Source organism: Gemmiger sp. An50, assembly GCF_002161595.1.
GTDB lineage: Bacteria > Bacillota > Clostridia > Oscillospirales > Ruminococcaceae > Allofournierella.
The window spans coordinates 56,541-82,823 of the sequence record NZ_NFID01000015.1; the positions used below are offsets into that span (position 1 = coordinate 56,541).

The 26,283-nt window shown below is 60.5% G+C and carries 28 protein-coding genes, 1 tRNA gene and 1 riboswitch; of the genes, 21 read left to right on the forward strand and 8 right to left on the reverse strand.

All coding sequences use genetic code 11. From position 1 onward, the window contains the following. Positions 1–2 precede the first annotated feature (2 nt). The 4 genes from B5G03_RS12800 to B5G03_RS12810 form a co-directional block, all read right to left on the reverse strand. Positions 3–287, reverse strand: a complete 285-nt coding sequence (locus B5G03_RS12800; RefSeq protein ID WP_087182079.1) for a hypothetical protein — start codon at positions 285–287, stop codon at positions 3–5. Positions 288–569: 282 nt separating this feature from the next. After that, positions 570–866: a hypothetical protein gene (locus B5G03_RS17120; protein WP_140401694.1), complete on the reverse strand. Its 297-nt coding sequence runs from the start codon at positions 864–866 to the stop codon at positions 570–572. 248 nt (positions 867–1,114) lie between these two features. Continuing rightward, positions 1,115–1,199: transfer RNA gene (locus B5G03_RS12805), tRNA-Leu, on the reverse strand. 65 nt (positions 1,200–1,264) lie between these two features. Beyond that, positions 1,265–2,449 (reverse strand): DNA recombination protein RmuC, encoded by a 1,185-nt coding sequence (locus B5G03_RS12810; RefSeq protein ID WP_087182080.1) that lies wholly within the window; start codon positions 2,447–2,449, stop codon positions 1,265–1,267. 105 nt (positions 2,450–2,554) lie between these two features. Between B5G03_RS12810 and B5G03_RS12815 the strand changes: the two genes are divergently transcribed. The 11 genes from B5G03_RS12815 (at position 2,555) to B5G03_RS12865 (ending at position 11,184) form a co-directional block, all read left to right on the forward strand. Continuing rightward, on the forward strand, positions 2,555–3,361 hold the full coding sequence (locus B5G03_RS12815; protein WP_087182081.1) for a polysaccharide deacetylase family protein: 807 nt from the start codon (positions 2,555–2,557) through the stop codon (positions 3,359–3,361). Positions 3,362–3,567: 206 nt separating this feature from the next. After that, a complete protein-coding gene (locus B5G03_RS12820; RefSeq protein WP_087182082.1) occupies positions 3,568–4,434 on the forward strand; it encodes a DUF5685 family protein in 867 nt (288 codons plus the stop codon). Between the two features lie 32 nt (positions 4,435–4,466). Further along, entirely contained in the window at positions 4,467–5,114 is a 648-nt protein-coding gene (locus B5G03_RS12825; protein ID WP_162613407.1) for a J domain-containing protein, read from the forward strand. Between the two features lies 1 nt (position 5,115). Next, on the forward strand, positions 5,116–5,658 hold the full coding sequence (locus B5G03_RS12830) for a hypothetical protein (protein ID WP_140401696.1): 543 nt from the start codon (positions 5,116–5,118) through the stop codon (positions 5,656–5,658). Between the two features lie 53 nt (positions 5,659–5,711). Beyond that, a complete protein-coding gene (locus tag B5G03_RS12835; RefSeq protein ID WP_242962445.1) occupies positions 5,712–6,878 on the forward strand; it encodes an AI-2E family transporter in 1,167 nt (388 codons plus the stop codon). A gap of 119 nt (positions 6,879–6,997) precedes the next feature. After that, the gene (locus tag B5G03_RS12840; protein WP_087182085.1) at positions 6,998–8,305 is read left to right on the forward strand and encodes an alpha-amylase family glycosyl hydrolase; all 1,308 of its coding nucleotides are present in this window, start codon (positions 6,998–7,000) and stop codon (positions 8,303–8,305) included. Positions 8,306–8,345: 40 nt separating this feature from the next. Further along, positions 8,346–8,687 (forward strand): phenylpyruvate tautomerase MIF-related protein, encoded by a 342-nt coding sequence (locus tag B5G03_RS12845; RefSeq protein ID WP_087182086.1) that lies wholly within the window; start codon positions 8,346–8,348, stop codon positions 8,685–8,687. A gap of 158 nt (positions 8,688–8,845) precedes the next feature. After that, positions 8,846–9,208: a CidA/LrgA family protein gene (locus B5G03_RS12850; protein ID WP_087182087.1), complete on the forward strand. Its 363-nt coding sequence runs from the start codon at positions 8,846–8,848 to the stop codon at positions 9,206–9,208. Continuing rightward, the gene (locus B5G03_RS12855; RefSeq protein WP_087182088.1) at positions 9,201–9,893 is read left to right on the forward strand and encodes an LrgB family protein; all 693 of its coding nucleotides are present in this window, start codon (positions 9,201–9,203) and stop codon (positions 9,891–9,893) included. The genes B5G03_RS12850 and B5G03_RS12855 overlap by 8 nt, the downstream gene beginning before the upstream one ends. Before the next feature lie 18 nt (positions 9,894–9,911). Further along, positions 9,912–10,520 (forward strand): cytidylate kinase-like family protein, encoded by a 609-nt coding sequence (locus B5G03_RS12860; RefSeq protein ID WP_087182089.1) that lies wholly within the window; start codon positions 9,912–9,914, stop codon positions 10,518–10,520. After that, a complete protein-coding gene (locus B5G03_RS12865) occupies positions 10,495–11,184 on the forward strand; it encodes a FadR/GntR family transcriptional regulator (RefSeq protein ID WP_087182090.1) in 690 nt (229 codons plus the stop codon). The genes B5G03_RS12860 and B5G03_RS12865 overlap by 26 nt, the downstream gene beginning before the upstream one ends. Before the next feature lie 40 nt (positions 11,185–11,224). Here B5G03_RS12865 and B5G03_RS12870 read toward each other — a convergent pair whose 3' ends face one another. The 3 genes from B5G03_RS12870 to B5G03_RS12880 form a co-directional block, all read right to left on the reverse strand. Next, positions 11,225–11,836 (reverse strand): DUF1643 domain-containing protein, encoded by a 612-nt coding sequence (locus B5G03_RS12870; protein WP_087182091.1) that lies wholly within the window; start codon positions 11,834–11,836, stop codon positions 11,225–11,227. Between the two features lie 233 nt (positions 11,837–12,069). Then, the gene (locus B5G03_RS12875; protein WP_164496674.1) at positions 12,070–12,900 is read right to left on the reverse strand and encodes an Mrp/NBP35 family ATP-binding protein; all 831 of its coding nucleotides are present in this window, start codon (positions 12,898–12,900) and stop codon (positions 12,070–12,072) included. 24 nt (positions 12,901–12,924) lie between these two features. Beyond that, positions 12,925–13,740 carry a purine-nucleoside phosphorylase gene (locus B5G03_RS12880; protein ID WP_087182092.1) on the reverse strand — a complete coding sequence of 272 codons (816 nt, stop codon included), beginning with the start codon at positions 13,738–13,740 and terminating at the stop codon, positions 12,925–12,927. A gap of 197 nt (positions 13,741–13,937) precedes the next feature. Here B5G03_RS12880 and B5G03_RS12885 point away from each other — a divergent pair, with 197 nt between their 5' ends. The 10 genes from B5G03_RS12885 (at position 13,938) to B5G03_RS12930 (ending at position 24,110) form a co-directional block, all read left to right on the forward strand. Next, entirely contained in the window at positions 13,938–15,482 is a 1,545-nt protein-coding gene (locus B5G03_RS12885) for an oligosaccharide flippase family protein (RefSeq protein WP_087182093.1), read from the forward strand. Between the two features lie 37 nt (positions 15,483–15,519). Next, positions 15,520–15,721: riboswitch (cobalamin riboswitch) on the forward strand. A gap of 178 nt (positions 15,722–15,899) precedes the next feature. Further along, entirely contained in the window at positions 15,900–17,267 is a 1,368-nt protein-coding gene (locus B5G03_RS12890; RefSeq protein ID WP_087182094.1) for a cobyrinic acid a,c-diamide synthase CobB, read from the forward strand. Next, the gene (gene cobT / locus B5G03_RS12895; protein ID WP_087182095.1) at positions 17,264–18,340 is read left to right on the forward strand and encodes a nicotinate-nucleotide--dimethylbenzimidazole phosphoribosyltransferase; all 1,077 of its coding nucleotides are present in this window, start codon (positions 17,264–17,266) and stop codon (positions 18,338–18,340) included. The genes B5G03_RS12890 and cobT overlap by 4 nt, the downstream gene beginning before the upstream one ends. Continuing rightward, the gene (locus B5G03_RS12900) at positions 18,328–18,870 is read left to right on the forward strand and encodes a bifunctional adenosylcobinamide kinase/adenosylcobinamide-phosphate guanylyltransferase (protein ID WP_087182096.1); all 543 of its coding nucleotides are present in this window, start codon (positions 18,328–18,330) and stop codon (positions 18,868–18,870) included. The genes cobT and B5G03_RS12900 overlap by 13 nt, the downstream gene beginning before the upstream one ends. Beyond that, positions 18,857–19,633: an adenosylcobinamide-GDP ribazoletransferase gene (locus B5G03_RS12905; protein ID WP_087182097.1), complete on the forward strand. Its 777-nt coding sequence runs from the start codon at positions 18,857–18,859 to the stop codon at positions 19,631–19,633. Before B5G03_RS12900 ends, B5G03_RS12905 begins: the two co-directional genes overlap by 14 nt. Continuing rightward, on the forward strand, positions 19,630–19,965 hold the full coding sequence (locus B5G03_RS12910) for a bifunctional adenosylcobinamide kinase/adenosylcobinamide-phosphate guanylyltransferase (RefSeq protein ID WP_087182098.1): 336 nt from the start codon (positions 19,630–19,632) through the stop codon (positions 19,963–19,965). Before B5G03_RS12905 ends, B5G03_RS12910 begins: the two co-directional genes overlap by 4 nt. Continuing rightward, positions 19,962–20,567: a histidine phosphatase family protein gene (locus tag B5G03_RS12915; protein ID WP_087182099.1), complete on the forward strand. Its 606-nt coding sequence runs from the start codon at positions 19,962–19,964 to the stop codon at positions 20,565–20,567. The genes B5G03_RS12910 and B5G03_RS12915 overlap by 4 nt, the downstream gene beginning before the upstream one ends. After that, the gene (gene cbiB / locus B5G03_RS12920; RefSeq protein ID WP_087182100.1) at positions 20,564–21,529 is read left to right on the forward strand and encodes an adenosylcobinamide-phosphate synthase CbiB; all 966 of its coding nucleotides are present in this window, start codon (positions 20,564–20,566) and stop codon (positions 21,527–21,529) included. The genes B5G03_RS12915 and cbiB overlap by 4 nt, the downstream gene beginning before the upstream one ends. A 21-nt stretch (positions 21,530–21,550) precedes the next feature. Then, positions 21,551–22,621 carry a pyridoxal phosphate-dependent aminotransferase gene (locus tag B5G03_RS12925; protein ID WP_087182101.1) on the forward strand — a complete coding sequence of 357 codons (1,071 nt, stop codon included), beginning with the start codon at positions 21,551–21,553 and terminating at the stop codon, positions 22,619–22,621. Then, complete coding sequence (locus tag B5G03_RS12930) at positions 22,614–24,110, forward strand: cobyric acid synthase (protein WP_087182102.1); 1,497 nt, start codon at positions 22,614–22,616, stop codon at positions 24,108–24,110. The genes B5G03_RS12925 and B5G03_RS12930 overlap by 8 nt, the downstream gene beginning before the upstream one ends. Positions 24,111–24,202: 92 nt before the next feature. Here the strand turns inward: B5G03_RS12930 and B5G03_RS12935 are convergent, their stop codons facing one another. Next, the gene (locus B5G03_RS12935; protein WP_087182103.1) at positions 24,203–26,281 is read right to left on the reverse strand and encodes a glutamine synthetase III family protein; all 2,079 of its coding nucleotides are present in this window, start codon (positions 26,279–26,281) and stop codon (positions 24,203–24,205) included. Positions 26,282–26,283 lie beyond the last annotated feature (2 nt).

Genomic DNA, 26,283 nt, shown 5'->3' on the forward strand with positions numbered 1-26,283 from the left:
CTTTATGGGTTCGTGTGACGTTTACAGGAGGGGCGTTCTATCCCGTTTTCCTTCAGATATTGTTCGAAATCCCGGAGCATCTCCATCTGTTGTTGCATGCTGATTCGTCTGCCCAGCCCGCGCTGTGCTTTCCACTGAGTCGCGAAGGGGCGGCTGTACTTCTCGTCGAACTCCTCCGCCTCCTGCCATTCCTTCAGGTACTCCGCCCACTCCTCGTCGCTCATCCGCGGGTGACCTGTGTAGTCGGCCATCCAATCCTCCAGTCCCCGGTAAGGCTGCTTCGCCATCGTTCATCGCCCTTTCTGTCGATTCTATGGCTTTATCATACTGTTCGGGGGGGATTCGTGTCAATTCCGCGGCTCAGTGATTTGCGGGGGACGGTTATGGGGCTCGGGCAGGTTCACACCGGTCGTATGTTCAAAGGCGGTTCGGCGTGATTGTCTACAGTTTTTCTGTTTCCTCTTTTTCCATACGCTCTTGGATAGCCTGTAAAATGTATCCCTGCAAGCTTTGCCCCGACAACTGAGCGGATTTTCTTATTTTTGCCCCAATATCCTTTTATGGCTGAATCACAATTCTGTCCAGCTTTTCCCGTTGGTGTTTTGCGTTACTTTCAAGTTTTGCAGTCTTCGCTTCGGCTTCGCTATATTTGGCACTTCTGGGCATGCTATCACCTCATAAGCATTGTGGCAATCAATTTGACTCATGGCAACATGAAAAACATAATAAATCGGGTTTACACCAAGGAAACCGCAAAGGATACCGGCATGACCGGCACGCAGTTTGAACAGCTTCCCGGAAGTGAACATCTTGAGCGGTTCGACAGATACAGAAAAGCGGCTATCTGCTCCAACAGATAACCGCATAGTACAAGCCCAATAGCACCAACTAAACAGGCTCCCTTAATATTTAATATAGCATAAGCGCGGCTGCTTAACAAGAAGGAAGATGCCCACTAACCGCGGAAGCTGAATATCTGCCTGCTATCTCCGGGTGAGTTTTCTGGAAGGGGAACTAAGGACGGCACGATTCCTATAAAGCTTTACTCTTTGACCTGTAAAAACAAAAAACGAGTGTTCTTACAGCTTTTCAAATACTGTAAGAACACTCGTTATGGTGCGAGGAAAGGGACTTGAACCCTCAAGGTAAAAACCACATGCACCTCAAACATGCGCGTATGCCGATTCCGCCACCCTCGCATAATCCTGCGGCCGGTTACGACCGCAAGAGATAGTTTATCAGGTTTGAAACAAAAAGTCAATACTTAACCTTCATTTTCTTCCAGGCTGCCTTGACCGAGCATGGCGGCGACGTCGCTGTCTGCCGGGAGCTCCGTTACCTGGCGAAGCTTGCGCTGAATCTGCCGGGTGCGCACACCCACCAGATTCTCCAGTTCGTGGCTTGCCTGATTCAGCCGGTTCTGCGCCTGGGCCAGCGCCTGACCAAAAGTGTCGAACTCGGCTTTTACGCTGGCAAGCACCTTCCAGACCTCGCTGGACCGCTTCTGAATGGCCAGGGTGCGGAAGCCCATCTGCAGGCTGTTCAGCAGCGCTGCCATGGTGGTGGGGCCGGCCACCACGATCTTGAATTCCCGCTGCAACCGTTCAGCAATGCCGCGGCGCACCACCTCAGCATAAAGACCCTCCACCGGCAGAAACATCACGCCGAAATCGGTGGTGTGCGGTGGGGCGATGTATTTGTCGTGAATGTCTTTGCCGAAACTGCGGATGCGCTTGTCCAGTTCCTTGGCGGCCGTCTCCACCGCTGCCCGGTCACCCAGATCGTAGGCAGCCAGCAGGGCAGAGTAAGCGTCCGAAGGGAACTTTGCGTCGATGGGCAGCCATACCTGACCATCTCCGTCGCCGGGCAGCCGCAGGGCGAACTCCACCCGGTCGGAGCTGCCGGGCACTGTGGCTACGTTTTCTGCGAACTGCTCCGGGGCCAGAATTTCGTTCAAAATGGCGCCTAGCTGGATTTCGCCCAGAATGCCGCGGGTCTTCACATTGCTTAAAACCTTTTTCAGATCGCCCACGCCGGCGGCCAGCGTGCGCATCTCGCCCAGCCCCTTGTAGACCATCTCCAGCTGCTGGCTCACCAGCCCAAAGCTCTTTTGCAGCTTGTCCTCCAGAGTCTTTTGCAGCTTCTCGTCCACAGTCTGGCGCATCTCGTTCAGGCGGCGGTCGTTGCTGGCCTGCATGGAATTCAGCCGGACCTCCATGGTGGTGCGAATGCTTTCCAGCTTCTGCTCGGTCTGGTTGGCGCCTGCCTGCATGCCAGCCATTACACGGCCGCTCAGCTCCTGGCGGGTCTGACGAATTTCTGCCAGCAGGTCCTGGCGTACCTTTTCCAGGTCTTCGCCGGACAGATCGCTCTGCGGCGGGCGACGCAGCAGAGCCAGAAGGCTGAATACACAGGCCAGAGCGGCCAGCACAAGGGTTGCGATTTCCATATTTTTCTCCTTCAAAAAAGGGGATAACCCATCCCCGAACTTCATAGCTATAAGTATAAAAGGTTTGCCGGGGCAAATCAACAATGGAAAACGAGGGGATCGGATATGAAAGCATCCATGAAACGAAAGCGCATTTTCTGGTTGACTGCGTGGGGCGTGTGCTGCGCGGCGGTGGCGGGGGCAATGCTCTGGGCCGCCGGACAGAGCGCTGTGTGCAGCAACGCGGACCTGACCAACGTGCCGGTGGTCCCGGCGGCAGCAACACAAAGCGAAACGACGGAGCAGGAGAAACGGGTGTTCCTGACCTTTGACGACGGCCCCAGCGCCACCACGGAATCGGTACTGGATATTTTAAAGGAAAAGCAGGTCTGCGCCACCTTTTTCGTGGTGGGGGCCGAGAATAACCAGAAATATCTGCCGCTGCTGCAGCGCATGACGGAAGAGGGGCACCAGATCGGCCTTCACAGCTGCAGCCACAGTTACAAGACCATTTACGAGAGCACCACCGCTTTCTGGGCGGACATCAAGCAGCTGCGCCAGACCATCGAACCCTATGTGGACCTGAATACTGTGCACTGGCTGCGGTTTCCCGGCGGCAGTACCAACACGGTGAGCCATAAATACGGCGGCAGCGGGATCATGAAAGCCCTGAAGGAGCAGGCAGAGGAAAAAGGCTACCGGTATGTGGACTGGAACGTTTGCGCGGAGGATGCGGCGGGCGGTCATCCCAGTGCCGAGACAATCTACGAAAACGTGGTGAAGGAGGCCGAGGGCAAAACCACTTGTGTGGTGCTGATGCACGATACCAAAGCGACCAAAAACACGGTGGAAGCTCTGCCGGATATCATCGACTGGTTTTCGGAAAACGGTTACCGGTTCTGCGGCATCAGCGAACTGGATCAGCAAATCTGAATCAAAAGCCCGGCGAAGTCCGGGCTTTTTCTTTGTAAATTTTTTGGGAACTTTGTCGGGAAAAGTCGCATCCGCGTTGTAAACCGCGATAAAATATTGTATGATAACCTAGTGCAATACCGCATAATTCCAAGGAGAAGAGCGATGCGGTACTGCCCGGGTGTTTGCCCAAGGCTGCACACGAAACGCGGAAAGGAAACGGCAGAATGTTCGGATATGTCACCCCGGAAAAACCGGAGATGAAAGTGAAAGAGTTCGAGAGCTACCGGGCCATGTATTGCGGGCTGTGCAAGCAGCTCAAGGCAGATTACGGCTTTTTGCCTCGGATGCTGCTGAACTACGATCTGGTTACGGTGGCGCTTCTGGCCGACGGCCTTTCCGGCGAGACGGGCAGCCCCTGCCGGGAGCGATGCATTGCTAATCCGTTGCAGAAACGCTGTATGCAAAAGGGCACCCAGGGGCTGCGGCTGGCAGCTGCGGGCCTTGTGTTGCTCAGCTGGTATAAGCTGGTGGATGACGAGGCCGACGAGACCTTTTTCAAACGGCAGGCGGCTCGCACACTGAGCTTATTGCTGCGGCGGGCCTACAAGCGGGCGGCGGCCTTTTATCCGGAGATCGACGCGGAGCTGGCCCGCCAGACCGAGCTGCAGCAGCAGGTGGAGCAAAAGCAGACCGCTCTTTACGACGAGGCAGCCGAGCCCACCGGCAACATGACGGCCCAGATCCTGGCAGCCTGTGCCGAAACACCGGATCAGGAACGGGTGCTGCGCCGTTTGGGGTTGTTTCTGGGCAAGATCCTCTATTGGCTGGACGCGGCAGAGGACTATGAAGAGGACCGGGAAAAACACCGGTACAATGTGTTTGTGCAAAACGGCCTGAGCAAGGAACAGGCTGTGGAGCAGGCCAGACTGCAGTGCAGGCTGGCGGCGGGAGAAGCGGCCCGCTGCTACAATCTGCTGGAGCTGCGGCTGAACCGCCCGATTTTGGATAACATTATTTTTCTGGGCATTCCCGGCAGCATTCAGCGTGCGGGAATGCCGGCCCGCGGCGCACGGCGCGGCGGGTTGAACTGAATTTGAATGGAATGGCAGAAGGAGAGACAAGGATGGACGCATATCAGGTATTGGGCCTTGCGCGGGGCGCAAGCGAGGAAGAGGTAAAGGCGGCCTACCGGGCGCTGGCACAGAAGTACAACCCGGAAAACTACGAGGCGGGTCCCCTGCGGGAGGACGCCGAGCGCAAGATGAACCAGATCAACGAGGCCTTTGACACGGTGATGAGTGAGCTGCGTACCGGTACCTCCGGCACCGGCGCGCAGAATCCTTATGGCGGGCAGAATCCCGGCCAGCAGGGCGGCGGTCCCCAGGGGGCGACCGGCAGCTACCCGGAGATTCGGGCGCTGATCCGTGCGGGCCGGGCAGACGAGGCCCTGGCCCAGCTGCAGAGCATCCCCAACGGCCCGGCCAACGCCGAGTGGAACTTCTTGATGGGCAGCGCTTACTATTACAAGGGCTGGATGAACGAGGCGCTGCGTTATTTCCAGCAGGCTTGCCGGCTGGACCCGGCCAACCGGGAATACGCCGCCGCCCTGCACAACCTGCAGAGCAGCGCGCAGGGCCAGATGCCCGGCAATCCTTACGGACCTTATGGCGGCGCGCAGGCCAATGCGGTGGGCTGCAGCTGCTGCGATATGTGTATGGCCATGTACTGCATGGACCTTTGCTGCAGCTGCGGCGGGCAGGGGTGCTGCTGAGATGCGCAGGCGGCAAAGCGGTCGGGTCGCTTTGTGCGGTGTGATGTGCGGCCTTTCCATCGTGCTGATGCTCAGCGGCAGCATCATCCCCTTTGCGACCTTCTGCGCTCCGGCAATGAGCGGGCTTCTGCTCATGCCGGTGGCGGTGGAATGCGGGATGCGGCTGGCCTGGGTGAGCTACGGAGCCATCAGCGTGCTGTCGGTGCTTTTTGTACCGGATAAGGAGATGGCGGCGATCTTCGTCTTTTTCTTCGGGTGCTATCCGCTTGTGAAGGCGTATATCCAGCGCATCCCCGGCAAGGCGCTGCAGATGCTGGTGAAGGCGGCCTTCTTCAATGGCGCGGTGCTGGCTATGTACGGTGTCCTGCTGTTTGTTTTCCCGATGCCGAGTCTGGTGGATGAATTTGCTCAAACGGCACAGTGGATGCTGGCGGCGCTTCTGATCATGGGCAACGCCTGCTTCTGGATCTATGATGCAGCGCTGAACAATCTGCTGCACGTGTATGTGCTCAAAATGCAGCCCCGTTTGCGGCGGATGCTGTGAATCCCGGCGGGAAGTAAAACAAATGAGGGATCGAATTTAATGGAGGAAACAGTGTGAACAAATGGCGGCCGAATCATCGCTTCTTTTCCAATCTGGCGGTGGTTCTGATCGGAATTACCTTTTATCTGGCCATGTCCAATCTGGACCTGGTCCATGGCGCCTTGAAAACTGTAATGGATGTTCTGGCGCCGTTTATCTGGGGCTTTGCGGTGGCCTATCTGCTGGATGCCCCGGTGCGCTGGTTTGAAAAGAAGCTGGGCGGCAGACGGATGCTGAGCATTCTCATCAGCTATCTGCTGGCAGTGGCGGTGCTGGTCCTGCTGCTCAGCTTCGTGATTCCCCAGCTGGTGCAGAGCGTGAGCATGCTCATTAACAACGCTTCGAGCTATCTGGATAATTTGAACGGAGTGGTGAACGACTGGGGCGACCGGTTGAACATCGACCCGGAAGTCATCTCCGGTATGATGCTTTCCTATACGGATTTGATGAACAAGGCCACCGTGCTTGTCACTGCGTTCATACCGCAGATCCTCAACTACGGTATGGCGGTGGGCAGCGGCGTGGTGAGCGCCCTCACGGCCTTCATCGCTTCGGTCTACATGCTGATGGACAAACACAAGCTGCTGAGCCAGCTGCACAAAATCACCTACGCCTTCCTGCCGCTGCCCAAGGCCCGGCGGGTGCTCACGGTGTGCAGCCATGCCAACCAGGTATTCAGCGGCTTTATCATCGGCAAGATCATCGACAGTGCTATCATCGGCGTGATCTGCTTTGTGGGTATGAGTGTGTTGGGGATGCCCTTCACCCTGCTGATCAGCATGATCGTGGGCGTCACCAACGTGATTCCCTTCTTCGGTCCCTTCATCGGTGCGATTCCCAGCATTATGATTCTGCTGATGGCAAGCCCCATCGACGCCATCAAGTTTGCCATCTTCGTGCTGGCGCTCCAGCAGTTCGATGGCAACATCCTGGGTCCCAAGATCCTGGGCGATTCCACCGGCCTGTCCGCTATCTGGGTGCTGGTAGCCATTATCGTGGGCGGCGGCCTGTTTGGCTTTGCCGGCATGGTGGTGGGTGTGCCCACCTTCGCGGTGCTCTATTCGCTCACCAGCGACTTTTTGGCCGATCGTCTGAAGGCCAAGGGCATCACGGCAAACGGCGAGCCTCTGGAGCCGGAGTCAGCTGTTCCCAGCGAGGAAACGCTCCCGGAAAATCAATAAGCACAGCGCGCACAGAGTTTTCACTCTGTGCGCGTTTTTTTGGTGGGATTTTCGGCAAATCTATGGTATACTGGGAAGCAGAAACAGATGCCTTTTGGGCATAAAGGAGAGAACACGATATGTGGTTTGACGAAGCAGTGATTTACCAGATCTATCCGTTGGGCCTGTGCGGCGCGCCCGCAGAGAACGACGGGGTACAGGAACACCGGATTCTTCGGGTGCTCGATTGGGTGGAGCATATCAAGACCCTCGGGGCGGATACCGTGCTGTTCAACCCGCTGTTTGAGAGCGACCGCCATGGCTACGATACCCGTGATATGACCCAGATGGACTGCCGACTGGGAACCAATGAGGACTTTGCGAAGGTCTGTGCGGCGCTGCATGAGGCTGGCTTGCGCGTCATGCTGGACGGCGTGTTCAACCATGTGGGCCGGGGCTTCTGGGCCTTCCAGGACGTGCGGGAAAAGAAGTGGGACAGCCCCTACAAGGACTGGTTCCATGTCAGCTTTGACGGCAACACCGAATACAACGACGGTTTCTGGTATGAGGGCTGGGAAGGCCACAACGAGCTGGTCAAGCTGAACCTGCACAACCCGGCGGTGGTGGATTACCTGTTCCGTTCCATCCGCGGCTGGGTAGAACAGTTCGACATCGACGGCCTGCGTCTGGATGTGGCCTACAGCCTGGCCCCGGAGTTCTTAAAGCAGCTGCGCAGCTTTACCGCTGGTCTGAAGGCGGATTTCGCGCTGATGGGCGAGACCCTGCACGGGGACTACAACCGCTGGATGAACGATGAAATGTGCCATTCCGTTACCAACTACGAGTGCTACAAGGGCCTGTATTCCAGCTTCAACTGCATGAATATGTTCGAGATCGGCCACAGTCTGGCCCGCCAGTTCGGCCCTGAGCAGTGGACCCTCTACAAGGGCAAGCATCTGCTGGCCTTTTTGGACAATCACGACGTGGAACGCATCGCGAGCATTTTGCAGAACAAGGAGCATCTGCGCCCGGCCTACGGCCTTTTGTTCGGTATGCCCGGCACCCCGGCAGTATACTACGGCAGCGAGTGGGGCATTGAGGGCAAGAAGAGCGACGGCGACGCCGCCCTGCGTCCGGCCATCGAGCTGCCCCAGGAGAATGAGCTGACCGAGTGGATCGCCAAGCTGGCGGCAGCCCACAAGGCAAGCAAAGCACTGTGCTACGGCAGCTACCGCAACGTGATGCTCACCAATCATCAGATCATCTTCGAGCGTAAATTTGAGGATGAGCGGGTGCTGGTTGCGGTGAACGCCTCCGGTGAGACCTACACTGCTCATTTCGACGCCCAGGCGGGCCGCGCGGTGGACCTGATCACCGGCGCGGACCACGACTTCGGCGGCGGCAGCCAGATGCCGCCCTACAGCGTGGCCTACTGGCGCACCGAGTGACCTTGCAGCTTTATTTCATAATCAGAAAGGACCAATCTTCATGCCGTATATTCATATCGTGACCAATACCTCCATTCCGGATAATACCGAAGAGATGCTGAAAACCCAGCTGGGCCGTGCCATCGAGATTCTGCCCGGCAAAAACGAAAACTGGCTGATGCTGAATTTCACCGGCGACGCCCGCCTGTGGTTTGCGGGCAGCGATGCCCCGGCGGCTCTGGCCGAGGTGAGCCTGTACGGCGGCGCCCGCAGTGACGCCTATGACGACCTGACCAGCCGGATCACTGAGATTCTGGAAAGCACGTTGGACGTGCAGCCGGACCGCATCTATGTGAAATACGCTGAAACGGAATACTGGGGCTGGAACGGCAGCAATTTCTGACCGCCGCCCTTTTGCAGAAAACCGCCCGCGGGGAGAAAATCCTTTCGCGGGCGGTTTTCTGTTTTATGCTGTCTTGACAAGGCCGGAACAGAGCCGTATAATCAAAAATGCAAACTGGTCCTACCAGTTGCAATGCTTGAATAAAGTGGGGAAGAAGCATGAAGTTTTTAAAGCAAGCGTCCCGCATCCTCGCCATCTCCTTTGTGGGTGAGGTGCTGAAAGCGGTTATTCCGCTGCCGATTCCAGCCAGTGTATACGGCCTGGTCATCCTGTTGGTGCTGCTGTGCACCGGTCTGCTCCGGGTGAGTCAGGTGCGGGAGGCGGCGCTGTTTCTCATCGAGATCATGCCGGTTATGTTCATCCCGGCGGCAGTGGGCCTGACCGATGCCTGGCCCAGCCTGGCTCCGGTGTTCTGGCCGGTGGCTATTACTGTGGTGTTCACCACGGTCCTGGTAATGGCGGTCACCGGCCAGGCTACTCAGTTTGTGATCCAGAGGGGAAAGGGGAAGAAGGATGCGTGAGTTTTTTGCCTCGTCGCTGTTTTATGGGGCGGCGGTCAGCCTGCTGGCCTACGAGCTGGGCCTGGCACTGAAAAAGAAATTTCGTCTGGCGGTGCTCAACCCGCTGCTCATTGCGGTGATCTGCGTGATCGGGGTGAACCTGGTGCTGGGTGTGGATTACCAGAGCTACAACGCCAGCGGGCAGTATCTGTCCTACCTGCTCACCCCGGCAACGGTCTGCCTGGCGGTGCCCCTGTATGAGCAGTTGAGCCTGCTGAAGGAGAATCTGAAGGCAGTGGTTTGCGGCATCCTGTCCGGCGTTCTGGCAAGCCTTGTGGGTGTGCTGGCCTGCGCCAAGCTGTTCGGGCTGGACCACGAGCTTTATGTGACCCTGCTGCCCAAGTCCATCACCACGGCCATCGGTATGGGCGTGTCTCAGGAGCTGGGCGGCATTGTTACCATCACGGTGGCCTCCATCATCATCACCGGCATTCTGGGCAATGTGATCGCGGACGGTGTGTTCAAGCTGTTCCGTATCCACGAGCCGGCGGCCAAGGGTCTGGCGCTGGGCAACTCCGCCCATGCCATCGGTACCGCCAAGGCCATGGAGCTGGGTGCGGTAGAGGGTGCCATGAGCAGCCTGGCAATTGCGGTGGCGGGCCTGTGCACCGTGGTGGGCGCTTCGGTGTTTGCCCAATTTATGTAACCTGCGGAGGGGATAACCATGAAACAACCATTGATCGTGGCGGTGGGCCGTCAATACGGCAGCAGTGGCCGTCTGGTGGGCGCAAAGCTGGCCGAGCGCCTTGGCGTGGAGTTTTACGACAAGGAAAAGCTGATGACCATCGCCCGCAGTACGCCGGACTACAGCGAGGTCAAGGGCTTTTATGAGGAGCGGCCGGTGAACAGCCTGCTCTATGCCATTGCCATGAATGAGGAGCCTGCCGTAACAAGCGAGACGGTGTTCCGCCGGATTCGCGCCTTGATGCAGGATCACAGCGGTGTGCTGATCGGCCGGTGCGGCAACGTGATTTTTCGCCCGGATGCAAACGCCGTGAGTGTGTTCATCCATGCGGCTCCCGAGATTCGCTGCCAGCGCATTGCCCAGCTGGAGAACATCTCATCGAAAAAAGCAGCGATGCGTATGCAGGAGGTGGACGAGGAGCGGATCGAGTTCCACAAGTATTTCACCGGTGAGCAGTGGGGACAGGCCGAGGGCTACGAGCTTTGCCTGGACAGCGGCGTCCTGGGGGTGGACGGCTGTGTGGAGATGATCCTGAATTATCTGCGCTGGAGGGGTTTATTGGATGAAAACGAAGCCGCCGGCAAGTGAGGAAAAATCCACCGTCCGTACCTATGATCTGGTGCTGGAATATCTGAAAGGCCAGATCCTGGAGGGCAAGCTGACTCTGGGGGCGAAGCTGCCCTCGGAGCGCAGTCTGATGGCGGAGCTGGGCCTTAGCCGCAACTCGGTGCGGGAGGCCCTGCGCCAGCTGGAAAACATGGGCTTTGTGCGCAGTGCACACGGGCAGGGGAGCTTTCTGGTGAACGAGGCCGGTCAGGGCTTTTCCTCCATCCTTTCCATGATGCTGTTGCTTCGTCAAAGCGACCGGGAGGAGTTTCTGGCCCTGCGGGAAAGTCTGGAAAGCGCCGCTTATGAGCGGGCGGTACGCCTTGCGCCCCCGCAGCCGATACAGGAGATGGAGCAGGCGGTGCAGTCCATGGAGCAGGCGCAGGAGCCGGGCCAGCTGGAGGAGGCCGAGTGCCGGTTTCATCGGGGACTGATCGAGGCGGGGGAGAACCAGCTCATCGCCGCAATCATGGAGGCTCTTTCCAGCCAGGGCGACTTGTACCGCCGGGAGACCCTTGCCCAGCTGGACGAGGCAACTCGCGCCCCGCTGCTGGATACCCACCGCCGGATTCTGAAAGCGCTGCAAACAAGCGATGCCCCCCTGGGCCGCGCCGCGCTGGCGGAGCATTTCAAATTGATTCAATAAAAAAAACGCTGAACTCTGCATTTGAGTTCAGCGTTCTTTTTTATAAACTTGCCTGATAGGCAGCCACGTCAAAGGGGTCCAAAGCGGAATCCTTTTTCAGATACAGCGGGTGGTGGGGATGCCCCTTCACCGAGGGCTTGCCCGCCTGGTACCATACCGCATCAAACTGGCGGCCCAGCTCCATCATATCCGCCAGGCACTGTTTCAGGTAAGGGCGCTTTTCGATGATGGTACCCCAGGCGGCCCACAAAGCCAGGTGCTCGCCGCTGCGCTCCAGCACCCAGCGGAAGGCGTTCATGTTCTCCCGGTGCAGGGGTTCGTTGAACTCCTTGTCCATCTGGTCCGGGTTAGTGGCCCGCTGGGCGTACACGTTGAACATGATGAAGGAGTCGAAACCGTTGCCCAGGGCGATGCGCTGTACGGATTTCAGGGTGTTGTCCAGCGCGTCGGGGGCGGCGGTGGAGGGGTTGATGCCAATGGTGATCAGCGGTCGCTTGCCCACGGTGCCCAGAATGTACCGGTATTCCGAGTAAAAATCCGGGATGTACAGCCACCGGCTCCGGTCGTATTCAGCGCTCTGGTCCCGGTGCTCCATGGCTTGCTGAAAGGTGAGAATCTCAAGCTGCCGCGTTTCGCAGGCGGGAATGTGCATGGAAAAATACCTCCTTGGTGAGATAAGAAATGCCCCGGGCAGGCGGGAAAAATCACCCGGCTGCCACGGGGCATGCGGTTCAGAACAATGCAGTGGACCAGAAAACAGCTCCGGCGATGAAAATCACCGCCACGATCAAAAGAAACCCGGCCAGATAACCGGCGGTCAGATGCTCGCGGAACATCCGGGTCCACTCCTTCGGTGGTTTGGCGCCTCCCATAGGTCCGGGCGGCTTACTTCAGCAGCGCCTGCACCGCGTCAGCCGCGGCATTCAGGTACTGGCCGCCATACACCTCGATCAGGCCCTGGTCGGCACATTCTGCCAGCTTGGGGTCAATGGGGCACTTGGCCAGAACGGGAATGTTGTACTTGGCGGCAACCTCGTCCACGTGGCTCTCGCCGAATACCTTGATCTGCTTGCCGCAGTCCGGGCACTCCACGTAGCTCATGTTCTCCACCACGCCCAGAATGGGAATGTTCATCATCTGAGCCATCTTCACGGCCTTGCCCACGATCATGCTCACCAGCTCCTGCGGGCTGGCAACCACGATGATGCCGTCCACCGGCAGGGTCTGGAACACAGTCAGGGGAACGTCACCGGTGCCCGGAGGCATGTCCACGAACAGGAAGTCCACGTCCTTCCAGATCACGTCCTGCCAGAACTGCTTCACCGCGCCGGCGATGACAGGACCGCGCCATACAACGGGGTCCTCCTCATGCTCCAGCAGCAGGTTGATGCTCATCACGTCGATGCCCATGCGGCTCTCGATGGGCCAGATGCCGTTCTCGTCGCCCATGGCACGGCCATGGATGCCGAACAGCTTGGGGATGGAGGGGCCGGTGATATCGGCGTCCAGGATGCCCACGCCGTAACCGCGGCGGCGCATCTCCACGGCCATCAGGGCGCTGGTCATGCTCTTGCCGACGCCGCCCTTGCCGCTTACCACACCGATTACCTTCTTGATGCTGCTCAGCTTGTGGGGAGCCTCATGGAAGTCCTGAGGGTTCTGACGGCTGGAGCAGTTTTGACTGCAGCTGCTGCAATCATGCGAACATTCGCTCATGATTTGTTTCTCTCCTTTTTTCTATTACAGCTCGGCAATGATGCCGCTCACCAGATTCTGCAGCACCTGTGCGCGCTGGTTGGCGATCTCGATGACCTCATCACCGGAAAGCTTTTTCTTTTCAATGCCCGCGGCCATGTTGGTGATCAGGCTCATGGCCAGCACTTTCAGGCCGCAGTGGCTGGCAGCGATCACCTCAGGCACAGTGCTCATGCCAACCGCGTCCGCGCCCAGGGTGCGGAACGCACGAATCTCGGCAGGGGTCTCATAGCTGGGGCCCATGTAACCCAGATATACGCCCTTTTGCAGCGAAACGCTCTGCTTTTCAGCCACCTGCTCAGCCAGCTCACGCAAAGCGGGAGTGTAGGCAAAGGTCATATCGCAGAAGCGGGGGCCGACGGCTTCGTCGTTGGGGCCGGTCAGGGGATTGGCACCCATAAAGTTGATGTGATCCTCCAGCAGCATCAAATCGCCCACCGAGAAGCTGGTGTTCACACCGCCCGCGGCGTTGGTCAGAATCAACGTCTCCACGCCCAGGGCCTTCATCACCCGGATGGGGAACACGATGTCCTGCATGGAATGGCCTTCGTAGTAATGAAGGCGGCCCTGCATACACAGCACCTGCTTGCCGGCCAGCTGCCCGGCCACAAAACGGCCTGCATGGCCCGGCGCGGTGGAGACCGCAAAGCCCGGGATCTCACTGTAGGGCACGTATACCGGCGCTTCGATGCGGTCGGCAAGGCCCCCAAGGCCGCTGCCCAGAACGATACCCACGGTGGGGGTTTCGGGCAGACGGCTGCGCAGCAGGTCGGCTGCCTGCTGAATGATTTCCATCATCATTTCAAATCCTCCTGCAGCCCGCCGCCGGGGAAGGGGCGGGCAATGTGAAAGTGTCTGGTAATGATTTTACCACAACTGTCAACAAAAGAAAAGAATGTGCCAATAAACCAAAAGAGATTACCGCGTCAAAGCATACCCCAACGTCCGAACGCATACCCATGGAACAGGCGTTTTGAGCCAAAAGAAAGGGTGGGCCCATGGGCAGACTGAAAACCTATTTGAAGAATGTGGCGATCCTCACCATCACCGGCCTGGGGCTGCGGGCGGCGGGTATGTTTTTTCGGGTATATATCGCCGCGCGCATCGGGGCCGAGGGCATGGGCCTGTATCAGCTGATTTTCACGCTTCACAGCCTGTGCATTACAGTGGCCACTGCGGGTGTTTCGGTGGCGGCCACCCGGCTGGCGGCAGAGGAACTGGCCCGGCCCCAGCCCGGCCGCGCGAAGGGGGTTCTGGGCCGGGTGATGGGGCTCGCACTGGCGTTTGGCCTTGCAGCAGGGGCGGTTCAGCTTGCTTTGGCCTGGCCTGCCGCCCGCTTCTGGCTGGGGGACGCGCGAGCCGCGCCCTCGCTGGCTCTGCTGGCGCCCAGTCTGCCCTTCATGGCGGTGGGGTCGGCAGCCCGGGGCTATTTCTTCGCCCGCCGCAAGGTGGGGCCCAATGTGGTCAGCCAGATCTTTGAACAGATCATCCGCATCGCCCTGGTGCTTCTGATTTTGCCCGGTGCGGTGCAGCGGGGCGTGCAGTACGCCTGCGCCGCGGTGCTGGCGGGCAGCATGGTCAGCGAGGTGGCGTCCACCCTGCTGGTGCTGTGGTACTACCGGCGTGATCTGGACCGGACCTTTGGCGCCGCGCCTGCTCAGGTGCCCCAGGGAACCTCCGGGCGTATCTGGCGCATTCTTGCTCCGGTGGAGGGAGGCCGCTGTCTGGACAGTGCGCTTCATACCGTGGAAAATACGCTGGTACCTGCCTGTTTGCTGGCCTTTCTGGGCAGCCGGGAGGAATCTCTGGCCCAGTTCGGCGCGCTCAAAGGCATGGCGATGCCGGTGCTTCTGTTCCCGTTTTCCTTCCTCACGCCGCTGGCCACCCTGCTGATGCCGGAGGTTACCGAGGCGCACATTCTGGGACGGCAGAAAACACTGGAAACACTGGTGGGCCGAATCATGCTGTTCACCACCACCTTTTCGGTGCTGGCCGGGGGCCTGATCGCCCTGTACGCTTATCCGCTGGGCCGGATTCTCTACCACGACGAGACCATCGGCTTTTATCTGGCGGTGCTGGCCCCGGTGCTGCCGGGCATGTATCTGGATGCCATGGGCGATTCCATTTTAAAAGGCCTGGGCGAGGAAGTGGCCACCTTCCGCTACAGCATCTGGGATTCCCTCATTCGCATCGGTCTGGTGATCCTGCTCATGCCCCGTATGGGAATGAAGGGCTTTTTGTTTGTGATGATCTGCTCCAATGTGCTGTCCGCACTGCTGAATATCTTCCGCATCGAGAAGGTGGCCCGCATCCGCACCCGCTGGTACCGGTGGTTCATCCAGCCCGCATTGATTTTCTTGATTTCGGCGGTTTTGGGGCAGGGAGCGTTGCGTCTGATGGGGGTAAACGGCGACTGGCCGCAGCTGCTGTCGGGGTGCCTTGTCACCGGCGGCCTTTACTGCCTTTTGATGCTGCGCTTTGGTCTGTGGGACGCGATGCAGGCTATTCTGGCCCGGCGCAGGCCCGTGGGCAGTACTGCATGAATCTCTATACAAACAGCCGCTTTTGTGGTATATTATATAAGTTAAATCGCCGCCGGGTGCCCGGAGCCGTCAAAGGTTGACCGGGAGAATAGGGAAATGGGTGCAATGCCCATGCGGGACCGCCGCCGTAAAGGCCGAGTTCCGGCAGAAAAAGCCACTGGGAAGAGTATTTCCCGGGAAGGCTCTGCCGGTACGCACAAGGCCTGAGCCGGAAGACCTGCCCGGTGGATGGATCACTGTCAAAGGCAGGAACCCCCGCGCCGGGCGGACCAACCGCGCACGGGGCAAAGCACCGGCTGCTGCGCCGGTGCGTGTTGCGCGTTTCCGGGTCTTTCTTGGCTTTGCTGTTTGGCAAGGCGAGAGAGGCCTTTTATTTTGCGCGGCGGCTTTCATGACCGCTGCGGATAAGGAGGACGTATGCTCGAGCTGATGATCGCCGCTCCGGCTTCCGGAAGCGGCAAAACTTCCGTTACCTGTGGTTTGCTGCAGGCGCTGAAGGACAGGGGCCTTGCCCCCGCGGCCTTCAAATGCGGGCCGGATTATATCGACCCCATGTTCCACCGCTCGGTGCTGCAGGTGCCCAGCCGGAATCTGGATGTGTTCCTGGCGGGGGAAGAGCGGGTGCGCCAGCTCTACCGCCGTCACACGGCAGGCTGCGATGCCGCGGTGTGTGAGGGCGTGATGGGCTTTTACGACGGTATGACCTTCGGCGGCGACAAGGCCAGCGCCTGGGATGTGGCCCGCCTGCTGGAGCTTCCGGTGCTGCTGGTGCTGCATCCCTACGGTTCCAGCCTGACGCTGGCGGCCGAGGTGAAGGGGATGCTCTCCTTCCGTAAGGACAGCCGGATCAAAGGCCTGTTTTTGAACCGGTGCAGCGCCGAACTATACGCCGCGCTCAAACCCATGCTGGAAGAGGAGACCGGCGTGCCGGTGCTGGGCTATCTGCCAGAGCTGGAGCAGGCGTCGCTGTCCAGCCGACATCTGGGCCTGGTTACTGCCGGAGAGATCGACGATCTGGCCCAGCGGGTGCATGCCATTGCCTCCTGCCTGGAGACCACACTGGACTGGCCTCGCTTTTTAGCGGTCTACCAGACCGGGCGGCAGCCGGAGCCCGCAATTGCCGAGCAGCCTTGCGAGAACGGCCCGGTGATCGCCGTGGCGCGGGACGAAGCCTTCCAGTTCTATTACGAGGAAAGTCTGGACGCTCTGCGCCGGGCCGGTGCGCAGCTGCACTTTTTCAGCCCGCTGCACGATGACGCGCTCCCAGCCGGGGCTGCGGGGCTTTATCTGGGCGGCGGCTATCCGGAACTGCATGCCAAAGCCCTCAGCGAAAACCGCTCTATGCGGCATGCGGTTCGCGCGGCAGTGGAGCGGGGCATGCCCACGGTGGCGGAGTGCGGTGGATTTTTGTATCTGGGCCAGAGCCTGGAGGATTCGAACGGCGACGCCTGGCCCATGGCCGGGGTGCTGCCCGGAGAAGGACATAAAACCGGCGGACTGGTGCGGTTTGGCTATAACCGGATGACCGCCCGGAGCGACAGCATGCTGCTGCGCACCGGCGAGACCACAAACGCCCACGAGTTCCATTGTTGGGACAGCAGCGAAAACGGTGCAGCCCTGCAGGCGGAAAAGACAGCGGGCGGCAGGCAGTGGAACTGTTGCTTTGCCACCCAAAGCCTGTATGCCGGGTTCCCGCACCTGTACTTTGCAGGTGATCTGCCGCTGGCCGAGCGCTTCGCGGCGGCGGCAGAAGAGTATGCGCGGCGAGGGGAGGAAGAGGTATGACGCTGGAACAATTGCTGGAGCAGATCAAACCGAAGAATGAAGCGGCGGAGCAGCAGGCACGCCGCCGGTGGAACGCCTGTGCAAAGCCGCTGGGCAGTCTGGGCCTTTTGGAGGATGCGCTGTGCCAGATCGCGGCGGTGACCGGTTCGGCGGACATTGACCTGGAAAAGAAAGCCCTGCTGATCTTCTGTGCGGACAACGGCGTGGTGGCTCAGGGTGTGACGCAAACCGGAAGCGAGATCACGGCGCTGGTGGCCCGGGGATTTGCGCAGGGCACCACCCCCGCCTGCCGGATGGCCCGCCGGGCAAACTGCAAGCTGATTCCGGTGGATATGGGCATCAAGGATTTTGCCCCCCAGCCCGGTGTGATCGACCGTCGGGTGGCCAACGGCACCGGTGATATCTCTCAGGGCCCGGCCATGACCTGTGCCCAGGCCGAGCAGGCCATTCTGGCGGGCGCACTGCTGGTAAAAGACTGCAAGGAACAGGGCGTGAGCCTTTTGGCCACCGGCGAAATGGGCATCGGTAACACCACCACCGCCAGCGCGGTGGCCAGCGTGCTGCTGGGCTGTGAGCCGGAGGCAATCACCGGCCGGGGCGCGGGCCTTTCCGACGAGGGCCTTGCCCGCAAAAAAGCAGCCATCCGCCGGGCCATCGCGTGCAACCAGCCGGACCCGTCAGACCCGCTGGACGTACTGGCCAAACTGGGCGGCTTTGACATCGCGGGGATGTGCGGTGCGTTTCTGGGCGGCGCGGCCTTTGGTGTGCCGGTGCTTATGGACGGCGTCATCAGCGCGGCGGCAGCCCTCTTGGCGGTGCGCCTTTGCCCGGATGCGGGCAAAGCGATTCTGGCCAGTCATGTATCGGCAGAGCCTGCAGGTGCGCTGCTGCTGAACGCGCTGGACAAGCACCCCCTAATCACCGCCGGGCTTCGCCTGGGTGAGGGCACCGGCGCACTGGCAGCCATGCCGTTGCTGGATATGGCCCAAGCAGTGTATGAGGAATCCAACACCTTCGAAAAATACGGCATGGAGGCCTACCAGCCCCAGGGAGGCGAGCCATGTTTACCCTGATCGTGGGCGGCGCGGCCAGCGGCAAAAGCGAATATGCCGAGCGGCTGGCAGTGGCGGCCCCGGCGGCCCGCCGGTTTTACATCGCCACCATGCAGCCCTGGGGCGAGGAGACACGCCAGCGCATCGCCCGGCACCGGGCCATGCGGGCGGGCAAGGGGTTCGAGACTCTGGAATGCCCGCTGAACCTGGCAACCCTGCGTCTGCCGGAACAGGGTGCAGCGCTGCTGGAATGCCTGAGCAATCTGGCGGCCAACGAGCGCTACAGCCCCGAGGGCGCGGGCGAGGATGCCTGCCGCGCTATTCTGAACGGAGTGGACAAGCTTTGCCGCCAGTGCAGCGATTTGATTCTGGTGAGCAACGAGGTGTTCAGCGGCGGCAGCGATTACGAGGGCGATACCCTGGAATATCTAAGGCTGCTGGCCCGGCTCAACCGGGAGCTGGCTGCCCGGGCGGACAATGTGTGCGAGGTGCAGTGCGGCATTGCCCGGTATTACAAAGGAAAGGAGCCCTATCTGCATGATCGTGTTTGAGACCATCGCGGTGGCCTTTGCCATGTTTTCCGCCATTCCGGTGCCTCAGCCGGTGTGGGGGGCGCGCAACATGCGGTATGCGCTGTGCGCGCTGCCCCTGATTGGGGTGGTGATCGGACTGGTCCAGGGGCTGTGGCTGTTGGCGGCAGGCTGGCTTTCCATGCCGGAAATGCTGCGAGGAGCGGGGCTGTGCCTGATTCCTGTTCTGCTTACCGGAGGCATTCATCTGGACGGCTACGCCGACACCAGCGACGCGTTGGCCAGCTGTGCATCGCCGGAGAAAAAGCAGGAGATTTTAAAGGACCCCCGCTGCGGCGCTTTTGCGGTGATTCGGCTGGGGGTCTGGTTTGTGGCCAGCTTCACTCTGTGCACAGTGGTACGGCTGGATGGTCCGGCCCTTGCCTGCTTTGGTATGGGCTTTGTGCTCAGCCGGGCGCTGTCCGGCTGGGCGGTGGCCACCTTCCCGCTGGCCAAAAACACCGGCCTTGCCCATACCTTCGCCACCTCGGCGGACCGGGCGGCGGTGCGCCGGGTGCTGCTGGCACTGGCAGTGGTGCTGACTGTTTCCCTGTGTGTGGTGGGCCGGATAGAAGGTGCAGCCATGGCAGCGGCAGCGTTTCTGGTGCTGCGGTACTACCGCCGCATGAGCCAAAAGCAGTTCGGCGGGCTGTCCGGTGATTTGGCAGGATGGTTTTTGCAGACTGCAGAACTTTGGATGCTGGCCGCTCTGGTGGCGGTGCAGCTGTTGGAGGCAGCGTTATGATTTTTATCACAGGCCCGCTGTTTGCGGGCAAACGAGACTTTGCCTGCCACATTCTGGGCTGTAAAGCGGAAGAGCTTGCCAAGTATGCGGTGTGGGATGTGCAGGAACTGGCCGGGCAGCAGACCCCGGAAGAGCTGGCGGAGCGGCTGAAAACCTGGCCGGTGGTCATCGCCACCGAGGTGGGCGGCGGCGTGGTGCCGGTGGATACAAAGCAGAGGGCTGACCGGGAAGCGGCGGGCCGTCTGGCCTGCCTGCTGGCCCAGCGGGCAGACACTGTGGTGCGGGTCTTTTGCGGCTTGCCCATCTTATTAAAAGGAGAATTGCCGGAATGAATATCTATCTGCTTCGCCATGGCGAAACGGAATACAATAAGCAAAAACGTTACCAGGGTACATTGGATATCCCTCTGAGCGCCGAGGGTCTTGCTCGTCTGCAAAAAGCGCCGATCTCGCCCAAAGTGGTCTATATTTCCCCCCTGATTCGTGCCCGCCATACCGCCGAAATTCTCTTTCCGGATGCCAAGCTGGTGGAGGTGGAGGACCTGAAGGAGATGTGCTTTGGCGTATTTCAGGGCCGCAACTACATTGAGATGGAAAAGGACCCGGACTACATTGCCTGGGTGGGGGAGGATTGTACCGGCCGCTGCCCCGGCGGCGAAACCAAGGCGGAGTTCACCCGGCGCACCTGTGAAGCCTTCTGCCGCCTGCTGGAGGATGCTCTGGCAGCCGGGGAGGAGGAGCTGGTAATTCTGGCCCACGGCGGTACCCAGATGGCCCTGATGGAGCAGTACGGCCTGCCCAAAAAGGATTATTACAGCTGGTGCGGCCCCAACGGCGGCGGCTATCTGGTGACCACCGATGCCGAGCGCTGGCACAAGGAGCACACTCTGGAATACCAGTGCACGGTGTGTTATGAAAGGGGCGGGCAGGCATGACGATCTTACTTGCGGTTCTGCTGGGCTTCTGCGTGGACCTGATTCTGGGTGACCCCCGTTGGATGCCCCACCCGGTGGTGTACATGGGTAAGGCCATCACCCGGCTGGAGCGGCTGCTGCGCCGCCTTCTGCCGGATACACCCCGCGCGCTGTTCTGGGGCGGTGTGGTGCTGGCGGCGGTGCTGCCGCTGGGCACCCTGGCTTTCAGTGCGGGTGTCATCTGGCTGGCGGGCCGAATCCATCCTACGCTGGGCTTTGCAGTGCAGGTGCTGTGGTGCTGGCAGGCGCTGGCGGTAAAGGACCTGCGGGTGGAGACCATGCATGTGTATGAACCACTCTGTAAAGGCGATCTACTTGCCGCCCGGCAGGCGGTGAGCCGCGTGGTGGGACGGGACACCCAGTCCCTCACCAGCGAAGGCGTGACCAAGGCAGCGGTGGAAACCATTGCGGAAAACTTCTCGGACGGCGTCATGGCTCCCATGCTCTACCTGCTCATCGGCGGTGCGCCTTTGGGTTTGGCTTACAAGGCCATCAACACCATGGACAGCATGGTGGGCTACAAAAACGACAAATACCTGTACTTCGGTCGGGCTGCCGCCCGGCTGGACGATGCGGCCGGATACATCCCCGCCCGTTTGTCCGCCCTTTTGTGGATCGCCGCAGCCTTTTTAACCGGCAACAACGCGGCGAATGCCTGGCGTATCTGGCGGCGGGACCGGCGCAAGCACGCCAGCCCCAACGCGGCCCAGCCGGAAGCCGCCTGTGCGGGTGCGCTGGGAGTCCAGCTGGCAGGCCCGGCCTGGTACTTCGGCAAGCTGCACGAAAAGCCCACGCTGGGCGATGCGCTGCGCCCGGTGGAGCTGGAGGACATCCCTCGCACCAATCGGATGATGCTGGCCGCCAGCCTGCTGGGCCTGGCAGTGCTGGCAGCGGTGCGCTGGGCGGTATTGCTGGCTTTATAAGTAAAAGGAGAATCAACTGCAATGCAGCAAAAATTGACCCATGGCGGCGACTGGGCGGGCTTTGAGGCCGAATACGGCCGCCCGCCGCTGGATTTTTCCGCCAATGTGAGCCCCTTGGGTGTGCCCTGGGCAGTGCGCCGGGCGGTGGCAAAAGCAGCCCGGCAGGCGGCTCGCTACCCGGACCCCCTTTGCCGAAAGCTCACCGAAGCGCTGGCCCGGCACGAGAGCGTGAAGCAGGAGCAAATCATGTGCGGCAACGGCGCAGCGGACCTGATCTTCCGGGTGGTGCTGGCGAAGAAGCCCCGCACAGCCCTCGTCACCGCACCCACCTTTGCGGAATACGGCCAGGCGCTGGAAACAGTGGACTGCCGGGTGAAGCAGCACATGCTCACCGAGGAAAACGGCTTTGCCGTCACGCCTGCCATTCTGGAGGAAATCACTCCGGAGCTGGACATACTCTTTTTGTGTGAGCCAAACAACCCCACCGGGGCGCTCACTGAGCCGGACTTGCTGCGAAAGATTCTGGAGCGGTGCGCGGCCTGCGGCACCCTGCTGGTGGTGGACGAGTGCTTCAACGACTGGCTGGACGACCCCGCCGCCCACACCCTGAAAGGGGAGCTGGACCGCTTTCCCAACCTGCTGATTTTAAAGGCCTTCACCAAGCTGTATGCCATGGCGGGTCTGCGGTTGGGGTACTGCCTGTGCGGGGACGAAGCCCTGCTGAAGGCGATGGCCCGCTGCGGCCAGCCCTGGGCGGTGTCCGGCCCGGCGCAGGAGGCGGGGCTTGCGGCTCTGGGTCAGCACAGGTATGTGGCCCGGCTGCGGGCGGTTATTCAAACGGAACGGCCCTGGTTGGCCGGACAGCTGGCCAATCTGGGTCTGCGGGTGCTGCCGGGCAGCGCCAATTATCTGCTTTTGTACAGTGAAAGAAAACTGGCCGCCCCGCTGCGGACGCTGGGCGTGCTGATTCGGGACTGCTCCAATTATCCCGGTCTTAGCAAGGGCTGGTACCGGGTGGCGGTGCGCACCCGGCGGGAAAACCGGCAGCTGATCGCTGCCCTCAGAAAGGTGTGTGGCTGCGAAAATGGCTAAGGCAAAATGTATCATGATCCAGGGGACCATGAGCGGGGCGGGCAAGAGCCTGCTCTGCACCGCGCTGTGCCGCATTTTTGCGCAGGACGGCTGGCGGGTGGCCCCCTTCAAAAGCCAGAATATGGCGCTGAACAGCTGCATCACCGCCGACGGCCTGGAAATGGGACGCGCCCAGGCGGTGCAGGCGCAGGCGGCCGGGTGTGAGCCGGATGTGCGGATGAATCCCATCCTGCTCAAGCCCAGCAGCGACACCGGCAGCCAGGTGATCGTGAACGGCGAGGTCTGGGGCGACTACTCGGCAGCAGATTACTTCAAAAACAAAACCCGGCTGGTTCCCCATGTGCTGAAGGCTTACAACAGCCTGGCGGAGGAGAACGACATTCTGGTCATCGAGGGTGCGGGCAGTCCGGCGGAGATCAACCTGCGGGAAAACGACATCGTGAACATGGGCCTGGCCGAGCTGGTGAATGCGCCGGTGCTGCTGGCGGGCGACATTGACCGGGGCGGCGTATTTGCCCAGCTGTACGGTACGGTGGCCCTGTTAAAAGAAGAGGAGCGCAGGCGGGTCAAAGGCCTGATTATCAATAAGTTCCGGGGTGACGAAGCCATTCTGCGCCCCGGCCTTGACCAGTTGGAGGCACTCACCGGCCTGCCGGTGATGGGTGTGATTCCCTATACCAGGGTGGACATCGACGATGAGGACAGTCTGGCTCCCCGGCTGAGCGCCCACGAGGCCCACCGGCCGGTGGATGTGGCAGTGATCCGGCTGCCCCACATCTCCAATTTCACCGACTTTTCCCCGCTGGAAAGCCATCCTGCGCTGGGTGTGCGCTATGTGGAGCAGGCTGCCGGGCTGGGTGCGCCGGACCTGATCGTGCTTCCCGGCACCAAGAGCACCATGGCGGACCTTGCCTGGATGCGCCAGAACGGGCTGGAAGCAGCGGTACGCAAGCTGGCGGCGGCCGGTACCCCGGTGCTGGGGGTCTGCGGCGGCTATCAGATGCTGGGCCAGACCCTGCGGGACCCGGATGGTATAGAGCAGGCGGGCGAGATGCGGGGCATGGGCCTGTTGCCCTGCGAAACAGAATTTACCGCCAGTAAGGCCCGCACCCGCACAGCGGCCAAAGCACTGGCCGGTCCCTTAGCGGGGGCATCCATCCAGGGCTACGAGATCCACATGGGCCGCACAAAGCGGCTGGCAGGCCAGCCCCTGTGCCGGCTGGAAAACGGCCAGGAGGAGGGCGCGGTGCAGGGCAATGTGTTCGGCACCTATCTGCATGGCCTATTCGACGAGGGCTCGCTCACTGAGGCTCTGGCTGCCTGGCTGCTGGCCCGTAAGGGCATTGCCCAGAAAAACTTCCGGCCGCAGAGTCACTGGGATTACCAGCAAAGCCAGTATGATCTGTTGGCGGATGCGGTGCGTGCCAGCCTGGACCTGGATGCAGTCTACCGGGTTATGGGTATGGAAAATCCCAATCAAACCAAATAACACAGAACGCACAGAGCGCGCGGCATTGCCGAAACCGGCAAGCCGCGCGCTCTGTGCATTTTTATAGGGAGAAAACAAGAATTTGGGAGTAATCAAACGTAGAACAGCATGTCACTGTAGGTGGGCAGCGGCCAGACGGAACGGTCCACCAGCTGTTCCAGCCGGTCAGCCGGAGTGCGCACCGCGTCCATGGCGGGGATCAGCGTCTGGGCGCACCAGCTTGCGGCAACGGCGGCATCCTCGGCCACCGGGTCGGCCAGACGATCCTCCAGCTGATCGGCAGCCTGCATCAGCTGACCGGTGAGGGAGGAAATATGGCGGGCCAGCGTTTCCTCCTGGGGAACCTCAATGCCCAGCTGCTTTTTGGTGCTCACGCCCTGAGCCAGGCCGGTGGCGTAGGTAACGCAGGCGGGCGAGATGCGGCAGCGCACCAGATCCAGCAGGGTCAGCGCCTCAATGCGGATGGCCTTGGCGTATTCATCCAGCAGGATGTCCTGGCGGGACTGAATCTCATCCCGGGTGTAAACACCGTGCCGGGCAAACAGCTCCACGTTCTTCTGGTCGGTGTAGTGAACCAGCGCCTCGGGCGTGGTGCGGAAGTTGGAAAGACCACGGCGTGCGGCCTTGACCTCCCAGTCGTGACTGTAGCCATTGCCGTTGAACAGGATGCGCTGGTGAGCGGTGAGCTCGCCGCGGATCAGCTCCAGCAGGGCACGGGGCAGATCGTCGGCCTGCTCCAGCACGTCGGCAAACTGCCGCAGCGATTCTGCCACAGCGGTGTTCAGCATCACGTTGGTGCAGGCGATGTTGAAGGAGGAACCGGGCATACGGAACTCGAACTTGTTGCCGGTGAAAGCGAAGGGGCTGGTGCGGTTGCGGTCCGAGGTATCCTTGGGCAGGTTGGGCAGCACCACAGCGCCGGTGTCCAGTACGGTGGGAGCATTGGGCTGGCAGGGCTTGCCCGCCACCAGGCAGTCGATCACGGCCTGAAGCTCGTCGCCCACATACATGGAAACGATGGCCGGAGGCGCTTCGTTGGCGCCCAGACGGTGGTCGTTGCCAGCGCTGGCAACGCTGATGCGCAGCAGGTCCTGATAATCGTCCACCGCTTTGATTACGGCGGTCAGGAACAGCAGGAACTGGGTGTTCTCGGCGGGCGTGGTGCCGGGGTCCAGCAGATTTTCGCCCCCGTCGGTGGAAAGCGACCAGTTGTTGTGCTTGCCGCTTCCGTTCACGCCCTCAAAAGGCTTTTCGTGCAGCAGGCAGGCAAAGCCGTGCCGGTCGGCCACTTTCTTCATCACCTCCATGGTCAGCTGGTTGGCGTCGGTGGAGATGTTGGCGGTGGCGAAGATGGGAGCCATCTCATGCTGGCAGGGGGCCACCTCGTTGTGTTCGGTCTTGGCCAGGATGCCCAGCTTCCACAGCTCCTCGTCCAGGTCAGCCATGAAGGCCTTGACCCGGGGCCGCAGGGAACCGAAGTAGTGATCCTCCAGCTCCTGGCCTTTGGGAGCGGGAGCGCCAACCAGGGTGCGGCCGGTCAGAATCAGATCCGGGCGGCGGGCGTAGTCCTCCTTGTTGATCAGGAAGTACTCCTGTTCGGGCCCGATGGTGGTGTTCACCCGCTGTACATTTTTACCGAACAGAGCCAGCACACGGACCGCCTGCTTGCTGATGGCGTCCATGCTGCGCAGCAGGGGAGTCTTCTTGTCCAGCACCTGGCCGTTGTAGCTGCAGAAGGCAGTGGGGATGCACAGGGTGTCATCCTTGATAAAGGCGTAGCTGGTGGGGTCCCAGGCAGTGTAGCCGCGGGCCTCAAAGGTGGCGCGCAGGCCGCCGGAGGGGAAGCTGGAGGCATCCGGCTCGCCTTTGACCAGCTCTTTGCCGGAGAAGTCCATGATGACGCTGCCGTCACCGCAGGGATTGATGAAGCTGTCGTGCTTTTCGGCGGTGATGCCGGTCATGGGCTGGAACCAGTGAGTGAAATGAGTCGCGCCCTTGCTTACGGCCCAGTCCTTCATGCAGGCAGCCACCACATCGGCCACGCTGGGGTCCAGGGGAGCGCCCCGCTGGATGGTATTTTTCAAAGAACGGTAAACTTCCTTGGGCAGGCGGGCCTTCATAACCTTGTCATTGAATACCATACTGCCAAACAATTCCGGTACATGATTCATAT

Coding starts and splice junctions, on each gene's coding strand:
- B5G03_RS12825 (WP_162613407.1), top strand. CDS start 4,467: ATGGACGCATATCAGGTATTGGGCCTTGCGCGGGGCGCAAGCGAGGAA.
- B5G03_RS12890 (WP_087182094.1), top strand. CDS start 15,900: ATGCTCGAGCTGATGATCGCCGCTCCGGCTTCCGGAAGCGGCAAAACT.
- B5G03_RS12930 (WP_087182102.1), top strand. CDS start 22,614: ATGGCTAAGGCAAAATGTATCATGATCCAGGGGACCATGAGCGGGGCG.
- B5G03_RS12915 (WP_087182099.1), top strand. CDS start 19,962: ATGAATATCTATCTGCTTCGCCATGGCGAAACGGAATACAATAAGCAA.
- B5G03_RS12885 (WP_087182093.1), top strand. CDS start 13,938: ATGGGCAGACTGAAAACCTATTTGAAGAATGTGGCGATCCTCACCATC.
- B5G03_RS12865 (WP_087182090.1), top strand. CDS start 10,495: ATGAAAACGAAGCCGCCGGCAAGTGAGGAAAAATCCACCGTCCGTACC.
- cobT (WP_087182095.1), top strand. CDS start 17,264: ATGACGCTGGAACAATTGCTGGAGCAGATCAAACCGAAGAATGAAGCG.
- B5G03_RS12875 (WP_164496674.1), bottom strand. CDS start 12,900: ATGAGCGAATGTTCGCATGATTGCAGCAGCTGCAGTCAAAACTGCTCC.
- B5G03_RS12845 (WP_087182086.1), top strand. CDS start 8,346: ATGCCGTATATTCATATCGTGACCAATACCTCCATTCCGGATAATACC.
- B5G03_RS12900 (WP_087182096.1), top strand. CDS start 18,328: ATGTTTACCCTGATCGTGGGCGGCGCGGCCAGCGGCAAAAGCGAATAT.
- B5G03_RS12830 (WP_140401696.1), top strand. CDS start 5,116: ATGCGCAGGCGGCAAAGCGGTCGGGTCGCTTTGTGCGGTGTGATGTGC.
- B5G03_RS12905 (WP_087182097.1), top strand. CDS start 18,857: ATGATCGTGTTTGAGACCATCGCGGTGGCCTTTGCCATGTTTTCCGCC.
- B5G03_RS12800 (WP_087182079.1), bottom strand. CDS start 287: ATGGCGAAGCAGCCTTACCGGGGACTGGAGGATTGGATGGCCGACTAC.
- cbiB (WP_087182100.1), top strand. CDS start 20,564: ATGACGATCTTACTTGCGGTTCTGCTGGGCTTCTGCGTGGACCTGATT.
- B5G03_RS12820 (WP_087182082.1), top strand. CDS start 3,568: ATGTTCGGATATGTCACCCCGGAAAAACCGGAGATGAAAGTGAAAGAG.
- B5G03_RS12935 (WP_087182103.1), bottom strand. CDS start 26,281: ATGAATCATGTACCGGAATTGTTTGGCAGTATGGTATTCAATGACAAG.
- B5G03_RS12870 (WP_087182091.1), bottom strand. CDS start 11,836: ATGCACATTCCCGCCTGCGAAACGCGGCAGCTTGAGATTCTCACCTTT.
- B5G03_RS12810 (WP_087182080.1), bottom strand. CDS start 2,449: ATGGAAATCGCAACCCTTGTGCTGGCCGCTCTGGCCTGTGTATTCAGC.
- B5G03_RS12840 (WP_087182085.1), top strand. CDS start 6,998: ATGTGGTTTGACGAAGCAGTGATTTACCAGATCTATCCGTTGGGCCTG.
- B5G03_RS12815 (WP_087182081.1), top strand. CDS start 2,555: ATGAAAGCATCCATGAAACGAAAGCGCATTTTCTGGTTGACTGCGTGG.
- B5G03_RS12855 (WP_087182088.1), top strand. CDS start 9,201: ATGCGTGAGTTTTTTGCCTCGTCGCTGTTTTATGGGGCGGCGGTCAGC.
- B5G03_RS12910 (WP_087182098.1), top strand. CDS start 19,630: ATGATTTTTATCACAGGCCCGCTGTTTGCGGGCAAACGAGACTTTGCC.
- B5G03_RS12860 (WP_087182089.1), top strand. CDS start 9,912: ATGAAACAACCATTGATCGTGGCGGTGGGCCGTCAATACGGCAGCAGT.
- B5G03_RS12925 (WP_087182101.1), top strand. CDS start 21,551: ATGCAGCAAAAATTGACCCATGGCGGCGACTGGGCGGGCTTTGAGGCC.
- B5G03_RS12880 (WP_087182092.1), bottom strand. CDS start 13,740: ATGATGATGGAAATCATTCAGCAGGCAGCCGACCTGCTGCGCAGCCGT.
- B5G03_RS17120 (WP_140401694.1), bottom strand. CDS start 866: ATGCGGTTATCTGTTGGAGCAGATAGCCGCTTTTCTGTATCTGTCGAA.
- B5G03_RS12850 (WP_087182087.1), top strand. CDS start 8,846: ATGAAGTTTTTAAAGCAAGCGTCCCGCATCCTCGCCATCTCCTTTGTG.